11 protein-coding genes and 1 tRNA gene are annotated in these 19,677 nt (G+C 65.9%); 8 read left to right on the top strand and 4 right to left on the bottom strand.

All coding sequences use genetic code 11. The annotated features are described in order from the left end of the window. The first annotated feature begins 75 nt into the window (after positions 1-75). Complete coding sequence (locus KA261_07900; protein MBP7697720.1) at positions 76-2,487, top strand: penicillin acylase family protein; 2,412 nt, start codon at positions 76-78, stop codon at positions 2,485-2,487. Here KA261_07900 and KA261_07905 read toward each other — a convergent pair. The 3 genes from KA261_07905 to KA261_07915 are packed head-to-tail and all read right to left on the bottom strand — an operon-like array spanning position 2,439 to position 6,374. Continuing rightward, positions 2,439-3,152, bottom strand: coding sequence for an NTP transferase domain-containing protein (locus KA261_07905; GenBank protein MBP7697721.1), 714 nt, complete (start codon positions 3,150-3,152; stop codon positions 2,439-2,441). The two genes, KA261_07900 and KA261_07905, sit on opposite strands and share 49 nt — an antisense overlap. 26 nt (positions 3,153-3,178) lie before the next feature. After that, the gene (locus KA261_07910; GenBank protein MBP7697722.1) at positions 3,179-4,165 is read right to left on the bottom strand and encodes an NAD(P)-dependent oxidoreductase; all 987 of its coding nucleotides are present in this window, start codon (positions 4,163-4,165) and stop codon (positions 3,179-3,181) included. Between the two features lie 10 nt (positions 4,166-4,175). Then, positions 4,176-6,374, bottom strand: coding sequence for a tetratricopeptide repeat protein (locus KA261_07915; protein MBP7697723.1), 2,199 nt, complete (start codon positions 6,372-6,374; stop codon positions 4,176-4,178). A gap of 207 nt (positions 6,375-6,581) precedes the next feature. Here KA261_07915 and KA261_07920 point away from each other — a divergent pair, with 207 nt between their 5' ends. The 6 genes from KA261_07920 (at position 6,582) to KA261_07945 (ending at position 16,343) form a co-directional block, all read left to right on the top strand. Then, positions 6,582-7,136, top strand: a complete 555-nt coding sequence (locus tag KA261_07920; GenBank protein MBP7697724.1) for a DUF4416 family protein — start codon at positions 6,582-6,584, stop codon at positions 7,134-7,136. Positions 7,137-7,657: 521 nt separating this feature from the next. Then, positions 7,658-9,664, top strand: coding sequence for a T9SS type A sorting domain-containing protein (locus KA261_07925; GenBank protein ID MBP7697725.1), 2,007 nt, complete (start codon positions 7,658-7,660; stop codon positions 9,662-9,664). A gap of 57 nt (positions 9,665-9,721) precedes the next feature. Further along, complete coding sequence (locus KA261_07930) at positions 9,722-10,468, top strand: T9SS type A sorting domain-containing protein (protein MBP7697726.1); 747 nt, start codon at positions 9,722-9,724, stop codon at positions 10,466-10,468. Between the two features lie 32 nt (positions 10,469-10,500). Next, positions 10,501-11,310, top strand: a complete 810-nt coding sequence (locus tag KA261_07935) for a hypothetical protein (GenBank protein MBP7697727.1) — start codon at positions 10,501-10,503, stop codon at positions 11,308-11,310. Between the two features lie 287 nt (positions 11,311-11,597). After that, complete coding sequence (murA, locus tag KA261_07940; GenBank protein ID MBP7697728.1) at positions 11,598-12,860, top strand: UDP-N-acetylglucosamine 1-carboxyvinyltransferase; 1,263 nt, start codon at positions 11,598-11,600, stop codon at positions 12,858-12,860. Positions 12,861-12,950: 90 nt separating this feature from the next. Further along, a complete protein-coding gene (locus tag KA261_07945; GenBank protein ID MBP7697729.1) occupies positions 12,951-16,343 on the top strand; it encodes a PD40 domain-containing protein in 3,393 nt (1,130 codons plus the stop codon). A gap of 201 nt (positions 16,344-16,544) precedes the next feature. Here the strand turns inward: KA261_07945 and KA261_07950 are convergent, their stop codons facing one another. Continuing rightward, positions 16,545-19,097 carry an AAA family ATPase gene (locus tag KA261_07950; GenBank protein ID MBP7697730.1) on the bottom strand — a complete coding sequence of 851 codons (2,553 nt, stop codon included), beginning with the start codon at positions 19,095-19,097 and terminating at the stop codon, positions 16,545-16,547. Positions 19,098-19,568: 471 nt separating this feature from the next. Between KA261_07950 and KA261_07955 the strand changes: the two genes are divergently transcribed. Beyond that, a tRNA-Glu gene (locus KA261_07955) sits at positions 19,569-19,640 on the top strand. Positions 19,641-19,677: the final 37 nt, after the last annotated feature.

The raw sequence follows: 19,677 nt of genomic DNA on the forward strand, positions 1-19,677 counted from the left end.
ACATTTCCGCACCTCCGGGGAGGAGAGTCCGCGCATCCCGGCCCCGCGGCCGGGCGACAGGCGGAGGTGCGGCCCATGACGCCGCGCACGCGACGGATGCTGGGCGGGGCGGCGCTGGTGTTCGCGGGGCTCGCGGTCGGATTCGCGATTGCGGTCTGGGCGACGCTGGACGGGACGCTGCCGCCGTGCGACGGCGAAATCCGGCTGGCTGGACTCGACGGGCCGATCGAGATCACATTCGACAGCATGGGCGTGGCCCAGGTCTGGGCGGAGACGGCCCACGACGGTCTGTTCGGGTTGGGCTGGCTGCACGCGGCGGACCGGCTCTTCCAGGCCGATTTCACGCGCCGCGTGGCGCAGGGGTGGCTGTCGGAACTGCTGGGCGCGGCCACGGCGGCGTTCGACAGCGAGCGGCGGCGCGACGGGCACGCGCGCCTCGCCCGGGCGGCCCTCGCAAAACTCTCGCCGGAGAACCAGGCTCGCCTCCAGGCGTATGCCGACGGAATCAACGCCTATCGTGCGCGCGGCCGCCGGCCGCTCGAGTACCTCCTCCTCCGGACCGAGGCCGAGGAATGGCGGGTGTACGACTGCCTGACGGTGCTGAGTTTCATGACCTGGTACTCGGACGCCCTTCAGAACCGCGACCACTTTTTCGCCGAACTAGTGCGGGAAGGTCGCGCGGGCGTGCTGGACAGCCTGCCACTGGGTTACCCCTCGGGGGCGCTGCCGCCGGGGTGCGGGGAGCGGGCCGAGGCGGCGGGGCGGTTGAACCTCGGAGGGGGGGCGGAGGCGTTCACCCCGGCGCGGTCGTCCAACGCCTGGGCCGTGGCGCCGGCGCGGAGCGCCTCGGGCAAGGCGATCTTCTGCAGCGACCCGCACCTGGAACTGACGCGCCTGCCGCAGTTCTGGTACGCGGTTGGGCTGCACACCCGGCGGCCTCAGCTCGATGCGGTGGGAGTCACGATCCCGGGGCTGCCGTTCGTCGTCATGGGTCACAACGGTCAGGCGGCGTGGGCCTTCACCGCCGGAGGAGTCGACCTCGTCGATTACTACGTCGAGCGGGTGAACCCCGGCGACCCGGAGGAGTACCTTGAGCGCATCGATCCCGCGCGGGGCGCCGACTCGCTCGTCTGGAGCCGGATCGAGGTCGTCCGGGACACGGTCGCCATCGCCGGGTCCGACTCGGGAGCGGTGATCCAGCTGCGGTTCACGCGGCACGGGGCGGTCGACCCGGAGTGGTCGGGCCGCGACTCGCTCGTGGTCTGTCGGTGGGCGGGGCTTGAGGCCGACCTCGATCGGGCGGCGACAGCCGGGTGGGAGCTGATGCAGACCCGCACGTTCGCGGAGTTCCGCGGGGCGGTGACGGCGATGGGCGCGCTCAATGCCAATTGGCTCTATGCGGATGCGGGTGGAACGATTGGGTACCAGCTCGGCAGCCCGGTGCCGCGCCGCGGCGAGGCGTCGCCCTACGCGCCGCTCGCGGGGTGGGCGGCCGAAGACGACTGGAAGGGGTACCTCTCGGGCGACGAACGGCCGTGGTGCGAAAACCCGCCCGAGGGATGGCTGGCCAACTGCAACAACCGGACCGCGGAGCGACCGGACATCCCCGGATCGTACGCGATCGATCGCATTGTGCGGATCGAGGCGCTCCTGCGGTCGCAGGAGCGGTTCACGGCCGACGACATGCGGCGATTCCAGCTTGACCGCATCGACGCCTACGCGCTGCGGTGGAAGGGGCTGATCGACTCAGTCGGCGCCGCGATCGGCGACACGACCGGCGCGCTCGCGGCCGTCGCGTCGTGGGACGGTTCGGCGGACGCAGCCTCGCGCGCGGCGGGTCTGGTCCGGGTGTTTCTCATGCGCCTGGGGCCGGCCGTGTTCGCCGACGAGCTGGGAGAGGGGAGTGAGGGTCTCGGTACTGCCGCCGTCGACCAGGTATTTTTCGGCGGCGACAGCACGTGGCTCGATGACCGCACGACGGCCGGGCGGATCGAAAACCGCTACGAGATCGCCGGCCGCGCGCTCCGGGAGGCGCTGGACATCGCCCGAGGTCGGACGTGGGGGGAAATGCAGACGCTGCAGATGCGGCATCCGATGGCGGACGCCCCGGTGATCGGAGGGCTGATCGATCTCGCGTTCGGTCCCTGGCCCTGGGGAGGGACCTCGGGAACGCTGAACTCGTCCTTCTGCCGGCAGCCGGAGCCGGGGCGGTTCGAGACGATCGTGGGGCCGAGCTGGCGGTTTATCCTGGATTTCGCCGACGTCGAGGGCGCGCTGATGGTGCTTCCGGCCGGGAACTCGGGCCATCCGCTCAGCCCGCACTTTTTCGATTTCAACGAGTCGTGGCGAAACGGGCGCTACTGGAACGTGCCGATCGGGCGGGACCGGGTGTACCGCCGGGCAGCCTCGCTCCTCAGGCTGGCGCCGGGGGACACGGTTCAGCCGGGGTCGGAGAGGAGCAGCGCCTTGATCCGATCGAACTCCTGATTGGCGACGGCGTAATCCTCGAGGCGGCCGACATCGAGCCAGTAGCCCGCGATGGGATACGTGGCGACCGGCTCGCCGCGCGCCAGCAGGGTCGCCATGAGATCGTCGAATCCGAATCGCTCGCCGCGCGGGACATAGCGGAGGATCTCGCGCGAGAAGACGTAGACGCCGGCCGAGACGGTCACGGTGCGCGCCGGTTTCTCGTGGAAGGCGGCGAGCCGCCCCTGCGCATCGGTCTCGATGACGCCGTAGTCGACCCGGTTCTCCCGGCGGCAGGTCGCGACCGTCGCCACGACGCCGCGCTCGCGGTGGCCTTCGTACAGGCGGCGGAAGTCAAGGTCGGTGAGGATATCGCCGTTGACCACCAGGAAATGTTCGGGCAAATCCTCCATCAGCGTGAGCGGGCCGATGGTCGACAGGGGACGGGGCTCCCGGGAGTAGGTGATCTCGACGCCGAGCCCGCGGCCGTCGCCGAGCGCCGCTTCAATCAGGTGGGCGAGGTGGCTCACGGCCAGGCGGAGGCGGCGGATGCCGCGCCGGCGGAGGGTGTGAATGAGGATCTCGATGATGGGGCGGTCGCCGACGGTCACGAGCGGCTTGGGAATCTCCGCCGTGTGGGGATAGAGCCGGGTGCCCTGGCCGCCGGCGAGGATGATAGCTTCGATATCGACAGACTCAGACATCGGCGGCCTCACACGTTGCGGTAGCGCGGGTTTTCCGGATCGGTGATGAGACCGGCCGTCAGCGCGGCGACGATCTCGCGGATGCCGTCGGCCACGCGCCGCCGCGGAATGAATCCGAGGGTGTCGCGGATGCGGTCGCAGTTGACGCGGTAGTCGCGGGGGTCTTCCTCGCGGCGGACGAAGGTGACCAGCCCGGCGCGGTCGGGCAGATGCGCGAGGATCATCGCCACGAGATCCGCCTTTCGGAAATTCTCGTCGGTGTGGCCGACGTTGAAGGCCCGGCGGTCGATCGCCTCCGGGGGCGCCGCGAGAGCGAGACAGCAGGCGGCCGCGAGGTCGGCGACGTGGCAGTACGGGCGCCAAAACTGCTCCCCGTAAATTTCGAGCGGCTTGCGGAGGAAGAGATCGCGGGTGAACTCGTTGACGGTCAGATCGAAGCGGGGGCGGCCGGAGAGGCCGTAGGCGGTGGCGAAGCGCAGGCAGACGGTGGTCAGGCCGGGGGCCTCAAGGGCCAGCAGGCGGCGCTCGAAAGCGACTTTGAGTTCGGCGTAGAGCGAGATCGGCCTCAGCGGCGCATCCTCGTCGCACACCGCGCCGTCCGGCGCCCGCCCGTAGTTCGAGCAGGTCGAGGCGAAGACGAAGCGGCCGACGCCGGCTGCACGGGCGCGGGCGAGGAGGAGTTCGGAGGCTTCGCCGTTCACGGCCGCGGCCAGTTCCGGCTGCCGGCGGCAGGCGGGATCGCCGACGACGGCGGCGAGGTGGACGAGGCTGTCCACGCCGCGCAGTGCGGCGTCGACGGCCGACTGTTTGCGGATGTCGCCGAAGACGAACTCGAAGGAGGGATCGCCGAGCACTCCCAGGAGAGCTTCGCCGCCCCAGCTCAGGTTGTCGATGGTGCGGACGCGCAGGCCGGCCCGCAGGAGCACGCGGACGAGGACGGATCCGATGTAGCCGGCCCCGCCGGTGACGAGGACTGTCTGCGGACGGTGCGTCATGCGGCGCCGCCTATGATTTCAGCGTGCTGAGCACGCGGCGCGCCTCGGCGAGATCATCGCCCGCCAGTCCCCGGTCGATGGCTTCCTGCAGTCGCAGCCGGGCCTCGTCGGGCTTGTTCTCAAGGTAGAGCGCCATACCCAGCCGGAACAGCGGGCCGGGCTCGCCGGCAAACGACCGCGTCATCTTGATCGCCTCGCCGCGGGCGAGGTCGTACCGGCCGGTCACCTGGTACACGTAGCTGAGGTTGAGCCACTCGCGGATACCCTGGTTGGAGTCGAAGAGGGCGCGGCGGGCGAAATCCTGCGCCTGCGCCGGTTCGCGCCCCTGCTCGGCCAGGATGCGCGAGAGCCAGTAGGTCGAGGGGACATGGAATTGGTCGCGGTCGAGATTGGCGCGGAGAGTGGCGATTGCACCGTCCACGTCGCCCGTGCCGCAGAGGGCGCGGGCGCGGTAGGCCTTGGCGTCCAGCAGGTCCGGGAGAACTTTCAGCGCGGCATCGGCCGCCGCGATTGCCCCCGGATAGTCGCCGAGCTCCAGTCGCAGTTGGGCGGCCAGGGCCAGAATGTGGGGGTGCTCGGCGCCGGTTTCCATGATCCATTCGGCCGCGCGGCGCATCGGCTCGCGGTAGGCGCGGAAAGTCAGGACCTCGAAGAAGTTCTGGAACATCGCTTCGTCGCCGAGATTCTGCGGGGCATTCATCAGGTACACCTCGAGCCCGCGCTCGGGCTGCCCGGCTTCCGCCAGGCATATCCCCTCCAGCATGGCGAGGGCGGGGAAGCGCTCGGGGAAGTGGGGGTAGCGGTCGAACAGCTTCGCGGCTTCGTCGAATCGGTCAAGCCGGCGGAGCATGCCGACCCATCCGGTGAATGCCGGCCGGTGCCAGGGATTGAGTTCGAGCGCCCGTTCGTACAGGGCGGCCGCGGTGTCGTACTGGTGCAGGATGATGTCGGCGTAGACGTCGCCGAGTTCCGCGAGCCACTCCGGCTGGCTGCTGTGGAGCCGGTGAATCTGCTCGACCTCGGTTGCGAAGATGTCGAATTGCCCCGATTCGAACAGCGCCCAGGCGTGCCGGGCGGCGATGTGGGGGCGGCTCCAGTACATTGGCCGGATCTGCTCCCACTGCACGAGCGCCTCTTTGCCGCGGAGCCAGTCAGCCGCCTGCAGCGCGAGGAGGTAGAAGACCGCTTCCTGAAATTCCCGGTCATACCCCTCGTTGATCAGGAAGGTCGAGACGGTCTGGATGTTGTGGAGGAGGACGATCTCGTTTGAGTATTTCGTCTTGATCGCCGACTCGTACATGCGCATGCTCAGTTGTCCGCCGCCGAGGCCGATGACCCGGTCGATCGCCTCGCCGGCCGGCATGGCTCTGCGGGCGGCATCATAGCGGAACGCCTCGAGCATCGAGACCACGGTCTCGGGGATCTTCGCCCCGCGGAGCCGGGCGAGCACCCGGTCGGCCTCGGCGAAGTAGTTGTGCCGAACGGCCAGTTCGAAGTGCTGCTGGAGAGTCGGGACGTCTCCTCTGGAGAGGTCGACAGCTTTGCGGCTGAGGGTGACGGCCGAGTCGATCAGGCCGGCGGTTTCCAGGTACGAGGCGGCCTGGAGGTAGACCTCGGGGGAGGATCCGGCTCCGACCAGGGCGGCCTCATAAGCCGAGTCGGCGGCGTTGGGCTGGTCGGCGGCGATGAACGCGCGGGCCCGAATCATAGCTACCCGGGCCGGGTCGGCTCCCTCGGCGGCGGCCGAATCCAAAAACGGGTGCGCCCGCCGCGGAAGGTTGCTATCGATGAGGGCCAGGGCCAGGATCACCGCCGCCTCGGCGTCATGCGGCAGCAATTCGCGGAGGGCCTCCGCCTCCCGCAGAGCTTCCGGCAGCAGTCCGAGCCGGGTGTAGAGACGCCAGGCGCCGGCGTGAGCGTCCGTGAAGGAGGGAAAAGTGTTGGTCAGGGCGACATAGACGCCGAGCGCATCGTAGTGCTGGAGCTGGCGCTCCAAAATATAGCCGGAGGCGAAGCGGGCCGAGGGCGCGGTGGGCTCGAGATCCGTAAGGCCCTGCAGCGATTTCTGCGCCGCCGGGAAATCGCAGGCGTTGGCGGCCGCAATCACCTCGTCGAACAACCGCTGCTTTTTCTCCTGCGGCGACTCGGAGCAGCCGAGAGCCGCCAGGAGAAGCGCGGACAGGAGGGTTGCGGTGAGGAATCGGGGCATAGTCTGTCTTTCTGGTAACGTGGCAGTTTTCATCCGACCGGGTCCGAACAAACCGGAATTTACACCTTTTTACCCGGCCGCCAACAATTATTTCCCGGCGGGGCCGGCGGGTGAGGGAATCGGCGCGCGGCGCGGGGGGCGCCGCGGCGGAGGGCGGGGCGGATTTTTTTGGTTGATTTTCCAATCGCCGCGGCAAAATAGTACGGCATGGCGCGTATACAGAAACCCCCGATGGGGCGGCTCTTCGTCTCGATCATCTACTCCTCCATGGATGCCCTGGCGGACGGGCTGCGGGCTTTGGAACGCAAGTTCGGGCGCGTGCAATACGAAACCGTCGAGATCGCCTGCTCCGACCGCGAACTCTACCGCGAGGAAATGGGCGAGAATCTCCAGCGCCGTCTCTTCTCGTTTGAACGGCTCTTCCCCCGCGACGCGCTTCCGGAGATCAAGGGGGTGTGCCACCGGGTGGAGCCGCAGTTCGCCGACGTCGTCGGCGACTTCGTATTCCGCACCGTCAATATCGATCCGGGCATTATCACCCCCGACCAGGTGGCGACCGCCTCGCACCGCGAGTTCAGCCACCGGCTCTACCTGCGGGAAGGCGTATTCGCGCAGGTCGAGCTGATCTGGTCGCATGGCCAATTCCACCGCCTCCCCTGGACCAAACCGGATTACTGCGAGGGGGAGGCGATCGAGTTCTTCCAGCGCGTCAGAGAGAGCCTCGAGGCGGCGCCGGAGTATGAGCAGCCGGTGAGCGGGTGAGAATATATATGAGCATCTCCGCAAAAAGCTCTTGACAGCGCGGCGCCCTTTTCTTACACTGCCATTGACATCGCAGGGTTGTTCAACAAGGTTCTGTGTTTGCTGAAGGTTGATCGGAGAGGTTCGGAGCGACGTCAGGGTTGTGTGTCTCCGACGCTTGATTATTCTCATGCGGGAAGAGTGCTGCTGACTACGGCTGCAGCCCGGTGACCGAAGGCCGGGGTGTATTCGACGGGAGGAGTCTTGTCCTCAGCGCCCGTCGCCGCGGCCGGCGGCCGATCATTGGGCCGAACGGCCCGAAGCGGACGAGCGGCGCAGGGATTCGCGCACGCACACACAACTGCCAAAGGGACTTGCCCACAAAGTGAAACGTTGAAAGACGTTGGAGGAGGTGATGCCGGCAACGATCCTGACTTCGCTATCGGACAAAACAACCTTCAGCAATGTCGATTCCGGGGAGGGTTCGTCCCTCCCCGGAATCCGGACAAAGAGCCGAAACACAGAATGACCAGAGGACAAAAATGAGAAACTTGGTTAAGGGAATCGTTCTTGCCGTCGCCGCCCTGCTGCTGCTGTGGGGCAGCGCCTCGGCGATGGTGGAGGGCGTGCGCGTGTCGACGCCGGACACCTGCTGGTACCAGCGGGGGTTCATCGCCTTCCCGATCGCGATCGAATGGACGACCTGGACGCAGCACCCGCCGACCGCGTTCCCGGACCCGGGCCCGGTCGATTTTCCCTACCGCTGCAACGACGCCGAGTACTGGGTGCATCCGTCGCACGACGTGCTCGTGCGGCCGACCGTGACCATCGGCTATCCCGGTCTGACGTACTGCAACCTGCCGACGGATCTTCCCGATTCCGCCAATCCGTTCGGCGCTCCGGACGAGACGATGTGCGGTTTCGAGATGACGGTGACGTTTGACGAGGACGTCCTCCAGGCCGTCAATGTGTCCAACAGCGAGTTGCTCACCGACGACTGGGGCTGGGGACCGGTGTTCTACGAGATCGACAACGCGCGCGGCATCATCCACATCGCCTCGGCCTCGGCCGACTGCGAGGACATCACCGGCCTCGACGATCCGACGACGCTCATCTGGATCGGTTTCTACATCAACGGGAGCCCCGGCGAAAATGCCGATCTCATGGTCGAGGAATTCACGTACAACGAGACCGATCCTTACTACGTGTTCATCGATAATGAGCAGTATTACCAGGACGTGGACGAGGGCATCCCCGGGTCTGAGCAGGTGTACCTCGGGAACCAGTCGATCGGCGACTTCCTCGTCTGCGAGTTCCTGAGCGCCTCGGGCCAGGTGCTCTACATGGCCAACGGCGTGCCGATCTGCGGTGCGGACGTCACGCTCTACTACCATCCGGACACCACGCTCGTGATCGCGCCGGTCATCGACAACCTGACCTACGAGACCCAGTGCGTGATCCCGTGCGAGGATGACTGCCGGGGGTCGTACTACATTCCGGGCATCACCGGCGGCTACGACTACTCGCTCGGGGCGTGGCACGACGACGAGGATGCGTACCCGATCGCCATCACGGCCTTCGACGCCTCGCTCATCCTCCGGCACATCGTCGGCGCCTTCGAGTTCCGCGAGCCGTTCCACTACATTGCCGCCGACGTGTCGGGCAGCTGCGAAGTGAGCAGCATGGATGCCTCGCTGATCCTCCAGTACCTCGTGGGCGAGTTTGACTACTTCCCCAAGAAGGCGGACGAGGAGACTAACTGGCTGTTCGTCACCGACTACTTCACCAAGTCCGATCCGTACCTCTGTCCCGAGGAGCAGTACTGGTTCGAGCCGATGGAGGACAACCACCCGGGGCACAACTTCTGGGCGGTGGTTCTGGGGGATGTGTCGGGCAACTGGGGTGTCGGGATGACGATCCCGCCGGCGAAGGAGAGCGGTTCGCCGGTGGCGGTCCGACTGATCGGCGAGGCCGACGGCTTGGCGACGTACGAGCTGTCGGTGCCGGGTGAGCCGGCCTTTGCGTTCGATTTCGCGGTCGAGGCCTCGACCCGGCTTGTCTCTGTCTCTCCGGGCGAGGACTGGATCACCCAGATCGCCGAGCAGGCGGAGAGCCGCCACGTCGTCGCGGCCGGCGTCTCCGCGACCACAGTGCTCGGCACGGTGGAAGTGGCGGCCGACAGGGAGACGCTGCAGTTGCGGCGCCTGGTGGTGAACGAAACGAACTACGGCACGGTGACGGTGGCGCTCAAGGGCGAGCCGACCGCGCCCCGTTCGTTCGCGTTGCACGAGGCCTACCCGAACCCGTTCAACCCGGCCACGACGATCGGGTTCGCGCTGCCGCAGGCGTGCCAGGTGACGCTGACGGTGTACGACATCCTGGGCCGCGAGGTGAAAATCCTCGCCAGCGGCGCCATGGATGCCGGCGAACACAATGTCACGTGGGACGGCACGGATCGCTCGGGCCGGACGGTCGCGACGGGTGTCTACCTGTACCGGCTGACGGCGGACGGTTTCACGCAGTGCCGCAAGATGATGCTTCTGAAGTAACGGTGCTCCATGCGAACGCCGGGAGCGGCCGAGGGCCGCTCCCGGCGGAGGAAAGCCATGCATAAACGACTCACCTTCTTACCGGTGCTGCTGCTTGCGGCGGGTGTGTCGGGTGTTCAGGGCGAGGTGAACGGCACCTTGGTGTGCGACGAGCTGGCCGATACGCTCCTGGGCGTATCAGCAATTCTCTGGTCTATCAGCGACTTTGCCGAACCGGTGTACAGCCTGGAAATTGAGGCCTGTTTCGATCCCGCCTGCGTGCGGATCCGCGACGTGGACTATACCGCGTCACTGGTGGCGGGGTGGGGGGAGCAGTTTGTGGATCGCCTGGATGCCGATGCCGGCACCTTCGCCCTGGCGGTCGCCGGCACCCTCCCCCTGGCGGCCGATTCGGGTACGGTGTTTCGCCTGACGCTGGCTAAGGCGGCCGGGTTGCCGCCGCCCGTGCCCGTCGGCCGGGTCACTCGTTTTCGCATCAACGAGACCTCGCTGGTCTCGACGCCGCCCGGCGGGGGAGAGACGCCCCGCGGGTACGACCTCGCGCAGAACTACCCGAACCCGTTCAACCCGGGCACGACCATACGCTTCGCGCTCGGGCGGGCGGAGGCGCCGGTGGTTTCCATATACAATCAACTCGGCCAGGTAGTGCGCCGCGATCACCTCGGGCCGCTCCCGCCCGGACCGCATGTCTATGTCTGGGACGGGACGGACGAGCGCGGCCGGCCGGTGGCGGGCGGCGTCTACCTGTATCGGCTTGAGACGGCCAACTTCACACGGTCGAAGAAGATGATCCTCGTGAAGTGAGGATGCGTTCACCTTGATCAGAAAGAACTGCCATGCGACGAACTCAGAATACACTCGCAATCATCCTGGCCGCGGCAATCGGGCTCGCCGGCGCCCCCGCGTGGGGCATGAGCCTGCCGTTCCAGTGGGCGACCAACCCCGAGCCGGTCACCAGCCTGCCCCCGGGCGACACGCTGCGGATCGGCCTCTACGTAGACTCGCTCATGAAGGCCCCGATCGGCGGCTGGCTGCAGGGGGTGCAGGTCAACCTGGCCTACGATGAAGACCGGCTGCACTGGGAGCGGATGGAGTGGACCGGGACCCTGCTGCAGAACTGGATCCGCTTCGTCGGCTGCGACTCGGCCTTCGGCGAGATCGCCGTGGCCGCGGCGACGGCCAAAGACAGCATCGTGGAAAACGGCTTCCTGCTCTTCCTGGTTTTCACCAACTGCAGCAGCAGCAATGTCATCCTGCAGCCCGGTGCGCTGCCGGGTCTGCTGGAGGTCGAGACCGTGATCCTCAACGAGGAACACGTCGACCCGTTTCCGGTGGTGGGCGTATCCGAACCGGAACCGCCGCTGCCGGCCGGGTACGCGCTCGCGCAGAACTATCCGAATCCATTCAATCCCGCGACGACGATCGCGTTCCGTCTGGCCGAGGCCGGGGACGTTGCGGTGGCCGTCTACAACGCCGCGGGGCAACTGGTCCGGCTCCTGCGCTGCGGCCGCTTGGGCCCAGGGAACCACGCCGTGATGTGGGACGGGCGGGCGGAGGACGGTGCGCCGGCGGCCTCGGGATGCTACCTCTATCGTCTCGAGGGGGATGTCGTGTCGCCGGCCCGGAAGATGCTTTTGGTAAAGTAGCGGCTGCGAGTCGGCCGTCGTTGTTAGACCAACGGAAGCACCCCGCCCGCTGCGGCGGGCGGGGACGCTAAAATCCGGGGCCCCCTGAGGGGGCGGGCGGGCTTTTTTGTTTCTTTTGCGGGCCCCATTAATCAGATTGGCCCTCAAAACAGTCAAGAAGGCGCGGAGGCCGCGACGCGGCGCCCGCGATCGCGCCGCTGCCGGGGGGCGGAGGGGAGCGCGCCCTGGCGGAGGGCCGCGGCCGGCGGACGCCGGAGTGGCGGTCGGCGCCAAGGATGTGAGGGTCGATGGACAAGCTGGTTATCAACGGATCGCGGCCGCTTACCGGGCAGATCAGGGTCGAGGGTTCGAAAAACGCCGCGCTGCCGATCATTTTCGGCGCGCTCCTGATCGACAAGGGGGAAACCGTCATTCGCAACGTCCCCCCGCTCCGCGATATCTTCACCACGATCAAGGTGATGGAGCACCTCGGGGCGAAGATCACGTACGATCCGAAGGCGCAGGTGATGACGGTCAATGCCGAGCAGATCACGGAGAATACCGCGCCGTACGAGCTGATGCGCCAGATGCGGGCGTCGTTCCTCGTGCTCGGGCCGATTCTCGCCCGCCTCGGCCGGGCCCGCGTGTCGCTGCCGGGCGGCTGCGTGCTGGGCGCCCGACCGGTGGATTTCCACATCAAAGGGTTCCGGGCACTCGGGGCCAAAGTCACCGAGGAGGCCGGGTACGTCATCGCCGAGGCCAAGCCGCTCGCGGGGGGGTCGGTGTATTTCGACCGGCCCTCCCACACCGGCACCGAGAACCTCCTCTTCGGCACCGTCTTCGCAAAACGGCGGACCTTCATCGCCAACGCCGCCTGCGACCCGGAGGTGGTCGACGTCGCCAATTTTCTGAACAAGGCGGGAGCCCGAATCACGGGCGCGGGCACGCCGAACGTGGTGATCGAGCCGGTCAGGCGGCTGAAGGCGGTGGAGTACACCGTGTCCGGAGACCGGCTGGTCGCCGGCACGTTTCTGATGGCGGGGGCGATCACCGGTGGGCGGGTGAAAGTCGCCGGGTGCGACCCGGAGCACCTCCGGGTGGTGCTCCACAAGCTCGGGGAGATGGGCTGCACATCGGAGGCCACACGCACCACCGTGACCGTCGCCGGCCCGAAACGGCTTCAGCCGGTGCGGGTGACGACTTTTCCCTATCCCGGTTTCCCGACCGACCTGCAGGCCTGCATTATGGCGATGGCCTGTATTGCCGAGGGAACCTCGCATATCCGGGAAACTGTTTTTGAAGACAGGTTCAGCCATACGATGGAGATGCGCCGCCTCGGGGCGGACATCAGCGTGTCCAGCGACGAGGCGGTGATCAACGGCGTTTCCGCGCTGCGCGGGGCGACCGTGATGGCGTCGGACATTCGGGCGGGGGCGGGAATCGTGTTGGCGGCCCTGGCGGCCGCCGGTCGGTCGGAGATACTCCGGGTGTATCATATCGACCGGGGGTATAACCGGATAGAGGAAAAGCTCGGCGCTCTTGGCGCCGATATAACCAGAGAAGCGGAGTAAGACGCCCGGTTCTCCCGTGACCGGACCGCGGGCCGGTCGTTTCCCCCGGCGGCGCCGCGGCGGCCCAAAACCGAAAAGGTGATGCCCGACATGAGAAAATCCCACATTCTCGCCCCGTTGCTCGCCCTGGCCGCCGCCCTGGTCGTCTCCGGGACCGCCCCGGCCCAGGAAACGTATTTCGGGAAGAACAAGGTCCGGTACAAGAACTTCGACTGGGAGTACATCCAGACCCGCCACTTCGATATCCATTTCTATGAAGGGGCGTATCCGACCGCCAAGTTCGCCGCCGCCGTGCTCGAGTCGGCCTACGTGGAGATCACCCAGGAGCTCGGCTACCACCTCCAGGAGCCGGTGCCGATTTTCGTGTACAACTCCCACAACGATTTCCAGCAGACCAACATCATCTCCAGTCTCATTCCCGAAGGGGTGGGCGGTTTCACCGAGGCCTTCAAGAACCGCATCGTGATCCCGTTCACCGGATCCTACGAGGATTTCCGGCACGTGCTCCACCACGAGCTGACCCACGCCGTCATCTACGATCTCCTTTTCGGCAAATCCCTGTCCTCGCTCATCTCGCGCAACCGGCTGTTCAATCTCCCGCTCTGGTTCGCCGAGGGCTATGCGGAGTACTCCTCGCGGCACGGCTGGGACTACTGGGCCGACATGGTGGTGCGCGACGCGACGATCAACGGCTACCTGGCCCCGCCCGACTATGTCGGCGGCTACCTTGCCTACAAGCAGGGGCAGGCCATGATCAAGTACATCGCCGACAAATACGGCGAGGACAAGCTGGGGGAGATCCTGCGCAAGGGGAAGGTCTACCTGACCATGGACCGGGCGCTCAAAGAGGCGATCGGGATTGACCAGGAGAAACTGTGGAAAGAGTTTTCGCTCGAGATGAAGCGGCACTACTGGCCGGAGATTGCGTCCCGCAAAAATGCCGATGAGATCGGGCGGCAGCTCACCAAGGCGCGCAAGGACGGCTCGTACATGAACGAGGAACCGGCCTACTCGCCGGAGGGGGACAAGATCGCCATTTTCACCGACCGCTCCGACTACACCGAGATCGTGCTCATCTCGGCCGCGGACGGGCGCCGGGTCAAGACGCTGGTGAAAGCAGAGCGGTCCGGGGACCTCGAGTCGCTCCATTCCTACGTGTCGGGCATCTCGTGGTCGCCGGACGGCCGGAGCATCGCGTTCGTCGCCAAGTCCGGCGGCCGAGACGCGATCTTCCTGTACGACGTGCGCTCGGGGGACGTGAAAGTGAAACGGGTGCTCCCCTACTACAACGTCGTCTCGCCGGCCTGGTCGCCGGACGGTTCCCGGATCGCTTTTGCGGCGCTCAAGGACTACAAGCGGGACCTGTTCGTCTACACGATCGCGACCGACGAGGTGGAGCAGATCACGGACGATCGGTTTGACGACAATTCGCCCTCGTGGGTGCCGGGCGCGAACGCGCTGATGTTTTCCTCCGACCGGCCCCACCCGCAGTCGCCGGAGGCGCGGGCCGAGGTCAACCCGTATGCCTCCCCCGGCGCCTTCATGCCGGGCGACTTCGTCTACGGGTACTACAACATCTTCCGGGTGGACCTGGGCGACCGGACCGTGGCGCCCGTCGACGTCGGCCCCGGACAGAACAAGACGCCGGAAGTGTCGTCCGACGGATCGCGGCTGGCCTTCATTTCCAACCGGAACGGGATCGACAACATCTATGTCCAGGTGCTCGCGACCGGGCAGTGCTTCGCGGTCACCGACATCCTGAGCGGGGTCAAATCCCTCTCGTGGTCGCCGGACAACGAGAAGATCGCGTTTGAGGCGTTCCACGAAGGGGCGTTCGACATCTTCGTGCTCGAGGATCTGCAGCCTTCAGGTGACCACGGCCTGCTGGCGGCGACGGATTTCGTGAAGGGGGCGTACAACCGGGCGGTGAAACAGCGGGCCGGGCAGGCTCTGGCCTCGCACCAGGAGGCGGTCGACAGCGCCGCGGTGGCGCGCCCCAACACGGCGGCGGCCGACACCGCGACCGCCTTTGCGGAGGGGGAGAGGCGCGGAGACTCGCTCGCCCTGGGGGCGGCGCCGGATTCGACGCAGGCCGCCGACACCGCCGCCGTCCCAACCGGAGGCGCGCCCTCCGGCGCCACCGCCGCCGCCCCGCCCGACACGGCGGCCGCCGACACGGCCCGGGCCGACAGCGCCGGCGTGGTGAAGAAGACCGGCGTGTACGGCGGCGAGTACGTGTTCGTCAGCGAGGGACGCCGCGACCCGCTCGATTCGGTTCTCGAGGAGGTGTCGCCCGACTCGATCCGGGCGCTGCGGGAGGGGCAGGTGGAACCGGAGAAGTTCGATGAGCGGCCGGCGGCCGCCTCCGACGGCGACTACGCGGTGAAGAAGTACAAGGTGAAATTCACGCCCGATTATGTCGGCGGGGGAGTGGCCTACGACACCTATTTCGGTCTGCGCGGTCAGACCTATTTCATTTTCTCCGACTACCTCGGCAACCACCAGTTCTATGTCGCCACCGAACTGGTGAACACGATCGACCAGTCGTTCATTCAGGCGTACTACTTCAACAGCGTCCACCGCACGAGTTTCGGCGGCGGCGTTTTCCACACCAAGAATTTCTACCTCGACGCCAACGACTACCTCTTCTCGGACCGGTTCTACGGGATCCAGCTGTTCACGACCTACCCGTTTTCCACCTTCGCCCGGATGCAGCTCTCGGGAGCGCAGATCTTCATCGACCGGGAGTACCACGACCAGTATGATCTGCGCCCGAACCGCAATTCGAAAGTGACCACCGGGGAGCTGGCCTACGTGGCCGACAACATCGTGTGGGGGATCACCGGTCCGGTGAACGGGACGCGGGCGCGCCTGGCGGTCGAGGCGGGCGTCAATCTCTTCGATGCAAACGACATCGCCTTCCAGGCGGCGAGCTTCGACTACCGCCGCTACTGGCACTTCCGGAAGACCTATTCGATGGCGCTGCGGCTGACCGGCGGAGCGTCGTTCGGAAAGACGCCCAAGCTGTATTTCCTCGGGGGGACGACCAACTGGATCGGGAACCGGACGGTGGATGCGAAGGTGTACGATGTCGAGAACCTGTATTTCCTCGACGTGGTGACGCCGCTGCGGGGGGTGGAGTACTACGAGCTCTCGGGCAACCGCTACGGGCTGGTCAACTGGGAGTTCCGCTTCCCGCTCATCGATTATTTCGTCATGCGTTTCCCGCTCGGGCTGGCGCTGACGAACATCCAGGGCGTGATCTTCACCGACTTCGGCGCGGCGTGGACGGACAGCGATTTCAAGTTCGGCACGAGCGAGAACGGCCACCGTCGGCTGGCGGATCCGAAAGCGGGGTTCGGATTCGGGATGCGGGCGAATCTCGGATTCGTGGTGCTCCGCTATGATCTGGCTTGGTCGACCGATTTCGCGGAGGTGTCGGCGCGCTCGCGCTCATACCTCTCGCTGGGTGCGGATTTCTAGCGGTCCCGATCGGACGGGAATGAAAAACGCGGCCGTGGTCCGGCCGCGTTTTCGTTGTTGCTCTTTTAGCATTGCGCTTCGAGCGGTGTCTGTCGCGCGTGTGACAGACACCTGAATAGAAGGGCAATCACAAATTTTGTCAAGGGAAAAAGTGGCCTGCGGGTGCGGCGCCGCGCGCGCGGCGCCGCCGGATCCCCCGCGCTACGTCCGCCGCCGGGGATGAGCCGCTCTGCGCCGCCCGCGCTTCCGCGGCGACTCCTTCGCGCCGCCGGCCCTCTTCTTGCCGGCGCTGTCGGTACGGTTGGAGGACTCGTCGTCGCGGCCGAAATTCTGGAGCGTAAGCGCCATCTCCATCAACTTCTCGTCGACGATGCCGAACACGGTCCCTTTCGGGAACCGGCCGTTCGCCCCGCGCTTGCCGGCGGGGAGACCGGTGAGAATCTCGATCGCCTCGGCGATCGTCCTGATCGGCCAGATGTGGAAGCGCCGAGCTTTCACCGCCGCGATCACGTCGGGCCGGATGAGAAGATCGTTGACATTCTGGTGGGGGATGATGACGCCCTGGTCGCCGGTGAGGCCGCGGGCGGCGCACACGTCGAACCAGCCTTCCACTTTCTGATTCACGCCGCCGATCGGCTGGATCTCCCCCTGCTGGTTGACGGAACCGGTGACGGCGATCCCCTGGCGGATAGGCAAACCGCCGAGCGAGGAGAGGATGGCGTACACCTCGGCCGAGGAGGCGCTGTCGCCGTCCACGCCGCTGTAGGCCTGCTCGAACGTGATGGAGGCCGAGACGGCGAGCGGTTTGTCCTGTGCGAAGAGCTGGCGGAGGTAGCCCGACATGACGAGCACGCCCTTGTTGTGGATCGGCCCGGAGAGGTCGGCCTCGCGTTCGATGTTGATGATGCCGGAGCGGCCGAGCGAGGTGCTGGCGGTGATGCGGCTGGGCCGGCCGAACGAGTAGTCGCCGATGTGGTAGACCGACAGACCGTTGATCCGCCCGACCGCGGCGCCGGTGGTGTCCACCATGAGCACATTCTGGTCGAACATCTCCTGGATCTTCTCTTCGGTCAGGTTGACCCGCCGGCGTTTGAGCGTGATCGCGCAGTGGACGTCGTCGCGGTTGGCGGCGGCGGCCCCGCGCTGGCGGGCGCAGTAGGCGGCCTCGCGGATAATGTCGGAGATGGCGGAGAAGCGCGACGAGAGCTTGTCGCGCCGTCCGGAGAGGCGCATGCCGTACTCCACCACGGCCTGCATGCCCGAGAGGTCGAAGGGGGGGAGCGACTCCTCGTCGACCACCTTGCGCAGGAACTCGAAATACCGTTTGAAATTGCTGCGGTCGGCGGTCACCTCGGTGTCGAACTCGGCCTTGATCTTGAAAATCTTCTTGAAATCCTCGTCGAGATGCCAGAGGAGCTGGTGGACGCGGGGCTCGCCGATGAGGACGACTTTGACGTCGATCGGGATGGGCTCGGGCTTGATCCCCGAGCCGGCCATCATGTAGAACGGATCGTAGGCGGCGATCTCGATCTCGCCGTTGCGGAGGGAGCGCTTGAGGTGGGTCCACACGCCCGGTTCGACGAGGGCGTCGAGGGCGTCGAGCACCAGGTAGCCGCCGGCGGCGCGCAGGAGCGAGCCGCCGAAAATCCGGGTGAAGTCGGTGCGCCAGTAGCCGAACCGGTCGACGACGCGCTCGAGGGAGCCGAAGAGGTTCTTGTAGGAGGGGGACTTTTCGAAGACCACCGGCACCCGCCGGGCCCCGGCGTTGTCGAGGATGAGGTTGACGGAGAATTCCTCAAACGGCTCTCGCTTGCGGTAGGGGGGCGCCTCGTCCTCGCCCCGCCGCGCCTGCGACTCGCGGAACCGCTCCAGGTCCGACTGGAGCGCCTCCGCCACCTCGTCGAGGTACTCCACGACCTTGGCCCCGGGGTAGCGGCGCTTCAGCAGGCTCACTTTGTCGGCGATCAGCGGCGCGACCATCGAGTGGTTGAGCTTCTCAAGCGCGTCCTCCATCTTGCCGGTCAGTTTCTTGGCCTCGATCGTGATCGTGTCGAACTCGCGGCGGAGGCTGTCCCAGGTCCGGCGGAGCTGGTCGAGCCGCGACAGCGGGAACTTCCCGTCCCGCGCCTGGCGCTCGAGCTGCTCCAGCGAGACCGGGTTGTCCTCGATCAGCGGCTGGATCTCGTTGCGCGTCCCCAGCCCCGACTGGATCTGAACCATGACGAAGCCGACGTTGCTGAGGCGCTCCTCAAACGCGTGGATCAGTTCCTTCTGGCGGTTCTCGTACTCCCGGATGATGCGGCTCTGGCGGTCCTTGTAGTCCTCGGACATGAATACCTTGGGGACGACCTTGCGCAGCGACTGGATCAGGTAGCTCATGTCCTTGCGGAACCGGCTGCCCTGCCCGGCGCGGAAAGTGAGCACCCGGGGACAGTCTTCATTCTTGAAGTTGTTGACGTAGCAGATATCGGGCAGCTTGGGCTCCTTCGCGCGCGTGAACTGCTCGAGGAGGTGGAGAGTCGCATCGGTGCGGCCGGTGCCGACGCTGCCGGTGACGAAGATGTTGTAACCCGGCGAGGTCATGTTCAGGCCGGTGCGGATCGCTTCAATCGCACGATCCTGCCCGATCACGCCGACCGCGGGCTTCACATCATCGGACGACTTCACTCCCTGGGGCCGGAAGTTGACGGAGTAATCGAGTTGCCGGGCGGTCAGTTCGGTGTGTTTGCGGGTCCGCTTGGTCTTCGGCGGCATGATCCAAATCCTCCACGGGTATGAGAGTTTACTACCTCAATATAGAATTGAGGGGTGTTGAAACAACCTCAAATGCGACGTCGCTGGTCCAGTCACATAGTACGATGTGCCCGCGCGGTTGGATGAACGGTCATGGGGAGACAAATATCCGGTTATGATCTAACGACTTGAGTTGTGCGACCGGTCATTGCTGTGGAGAATTCCTGTAGTTGGCTCATAGTTGTCTGCCACAATGACACATGGTGCTGCCATTTGAGCGAGTGTGTGATTGGTGTGTGATGCGGTGGCGGGTGGAAAATAGGCAAAAAAACTTGTCAAATTTCGCCGCTGACTAATTAGTTCGGCCCCTTGGTATTACACGAGATGATTCTTGTAATTCGTTGTCCGGCAATGGAGTCACTTCACTTGACAGGGGTTTTAGATTTTCTATATTCTGAGCCGTTGCTTTTTTAGCATTGCGCGTTGAGTTTTGGCGGTATCGTCTAGGGGTTAGGACGTGTGGTTCTCAGCCATGAAACCGGGGTTCGAATCCCCGTACCGCTAAGAGTCAGGCTGTGAAGGGGTCAGGAGAGTGGTCACC

The sequence above is a fragment of the Candidatus Zixiibacteriota bacterium genome (assembly GCA_017999435.1).
Taxonomy (GTDB): domain Bacteria; phylum Zixibacteria; class MSB-5A5; order GN15; family FEB-12; genus JAGNLV01.

What these genes read in the sequence shown, in the direction of transcription:
- KA261_07910 (MBP7697722.1), bottom strand. Translation starts at nt 4,165, where the DNA reads ATGACGCACCGTCCGCAGACAGTCCTCGTCACCGGCGGGGCCGGCTAC.
- murA (MBP7697728.1), top strand. Translation starts at nt 11,598, where the DNA reads ATGGACAAGCTGGTTATCAACGGATCGCGGCCGCTTACCGGGCAGATC.
- KA261_07950 (MBP7697730.1), bottom strand. Translation starts at nt 19,097, where the DNA reads ATGCCGCCGAAGACCAAGCGGACCCGCAAACACACCGAACTGACCGCC.
- KA261_07930 (MBP7697726.1), top strand. Translation starts at nt 9,722, where the DNA reads ATGCATAAACGACTCACCTTCTTACCGGTGCTGCTGCTTGCGGCGGGT.
- KA261_07900 (MBP7697720.1), top strand. Translation starts at nt 76, where the DNA reads ATGACGCCGCGCACGCGACGGATGCTGGGCGGGGCGGCGCTGGTGTTC.
- KA261_07945 (MBP7697729.1), top strand. Translation starts at nt 12,951, where the DNA reads ATGAGAAAATCCCACATTCTCGCCCCGTTGCTCGCCCTGGCCGCCGCC.
- KA261_07915 (MBP7697723.1), bottom strand. Translation starts at nt 6,374, where the DNA reads ATGCCCCGATTCCTCACCGCAACCCTCCTGTCCGCGCTTCTCCTGGCG.
- KA261_07925 (MBP7697725.1), top strand. Translation starts at nt 7,658, where the DNA reads ATGAGAAACTTGGTTAAGGGAATCGTTCTTGCCGTCGCCGCCCTGCTG.
- KA261_07920 (MBP7697724.1), top strand. Translation starts at nt 6,582, where the DNA reads ATGGCGCGTATACAGAAACCCCCGATGGGGCGGCTCTTCGTCTCGATC.
- KA261_07935 (MBP7697727.1), top strand. Translation starts at nt 10,501, where the DNA reads ATGCGACGAACTCAGAATACACTCGCAATCATCCTGGCCGCGGCAATC.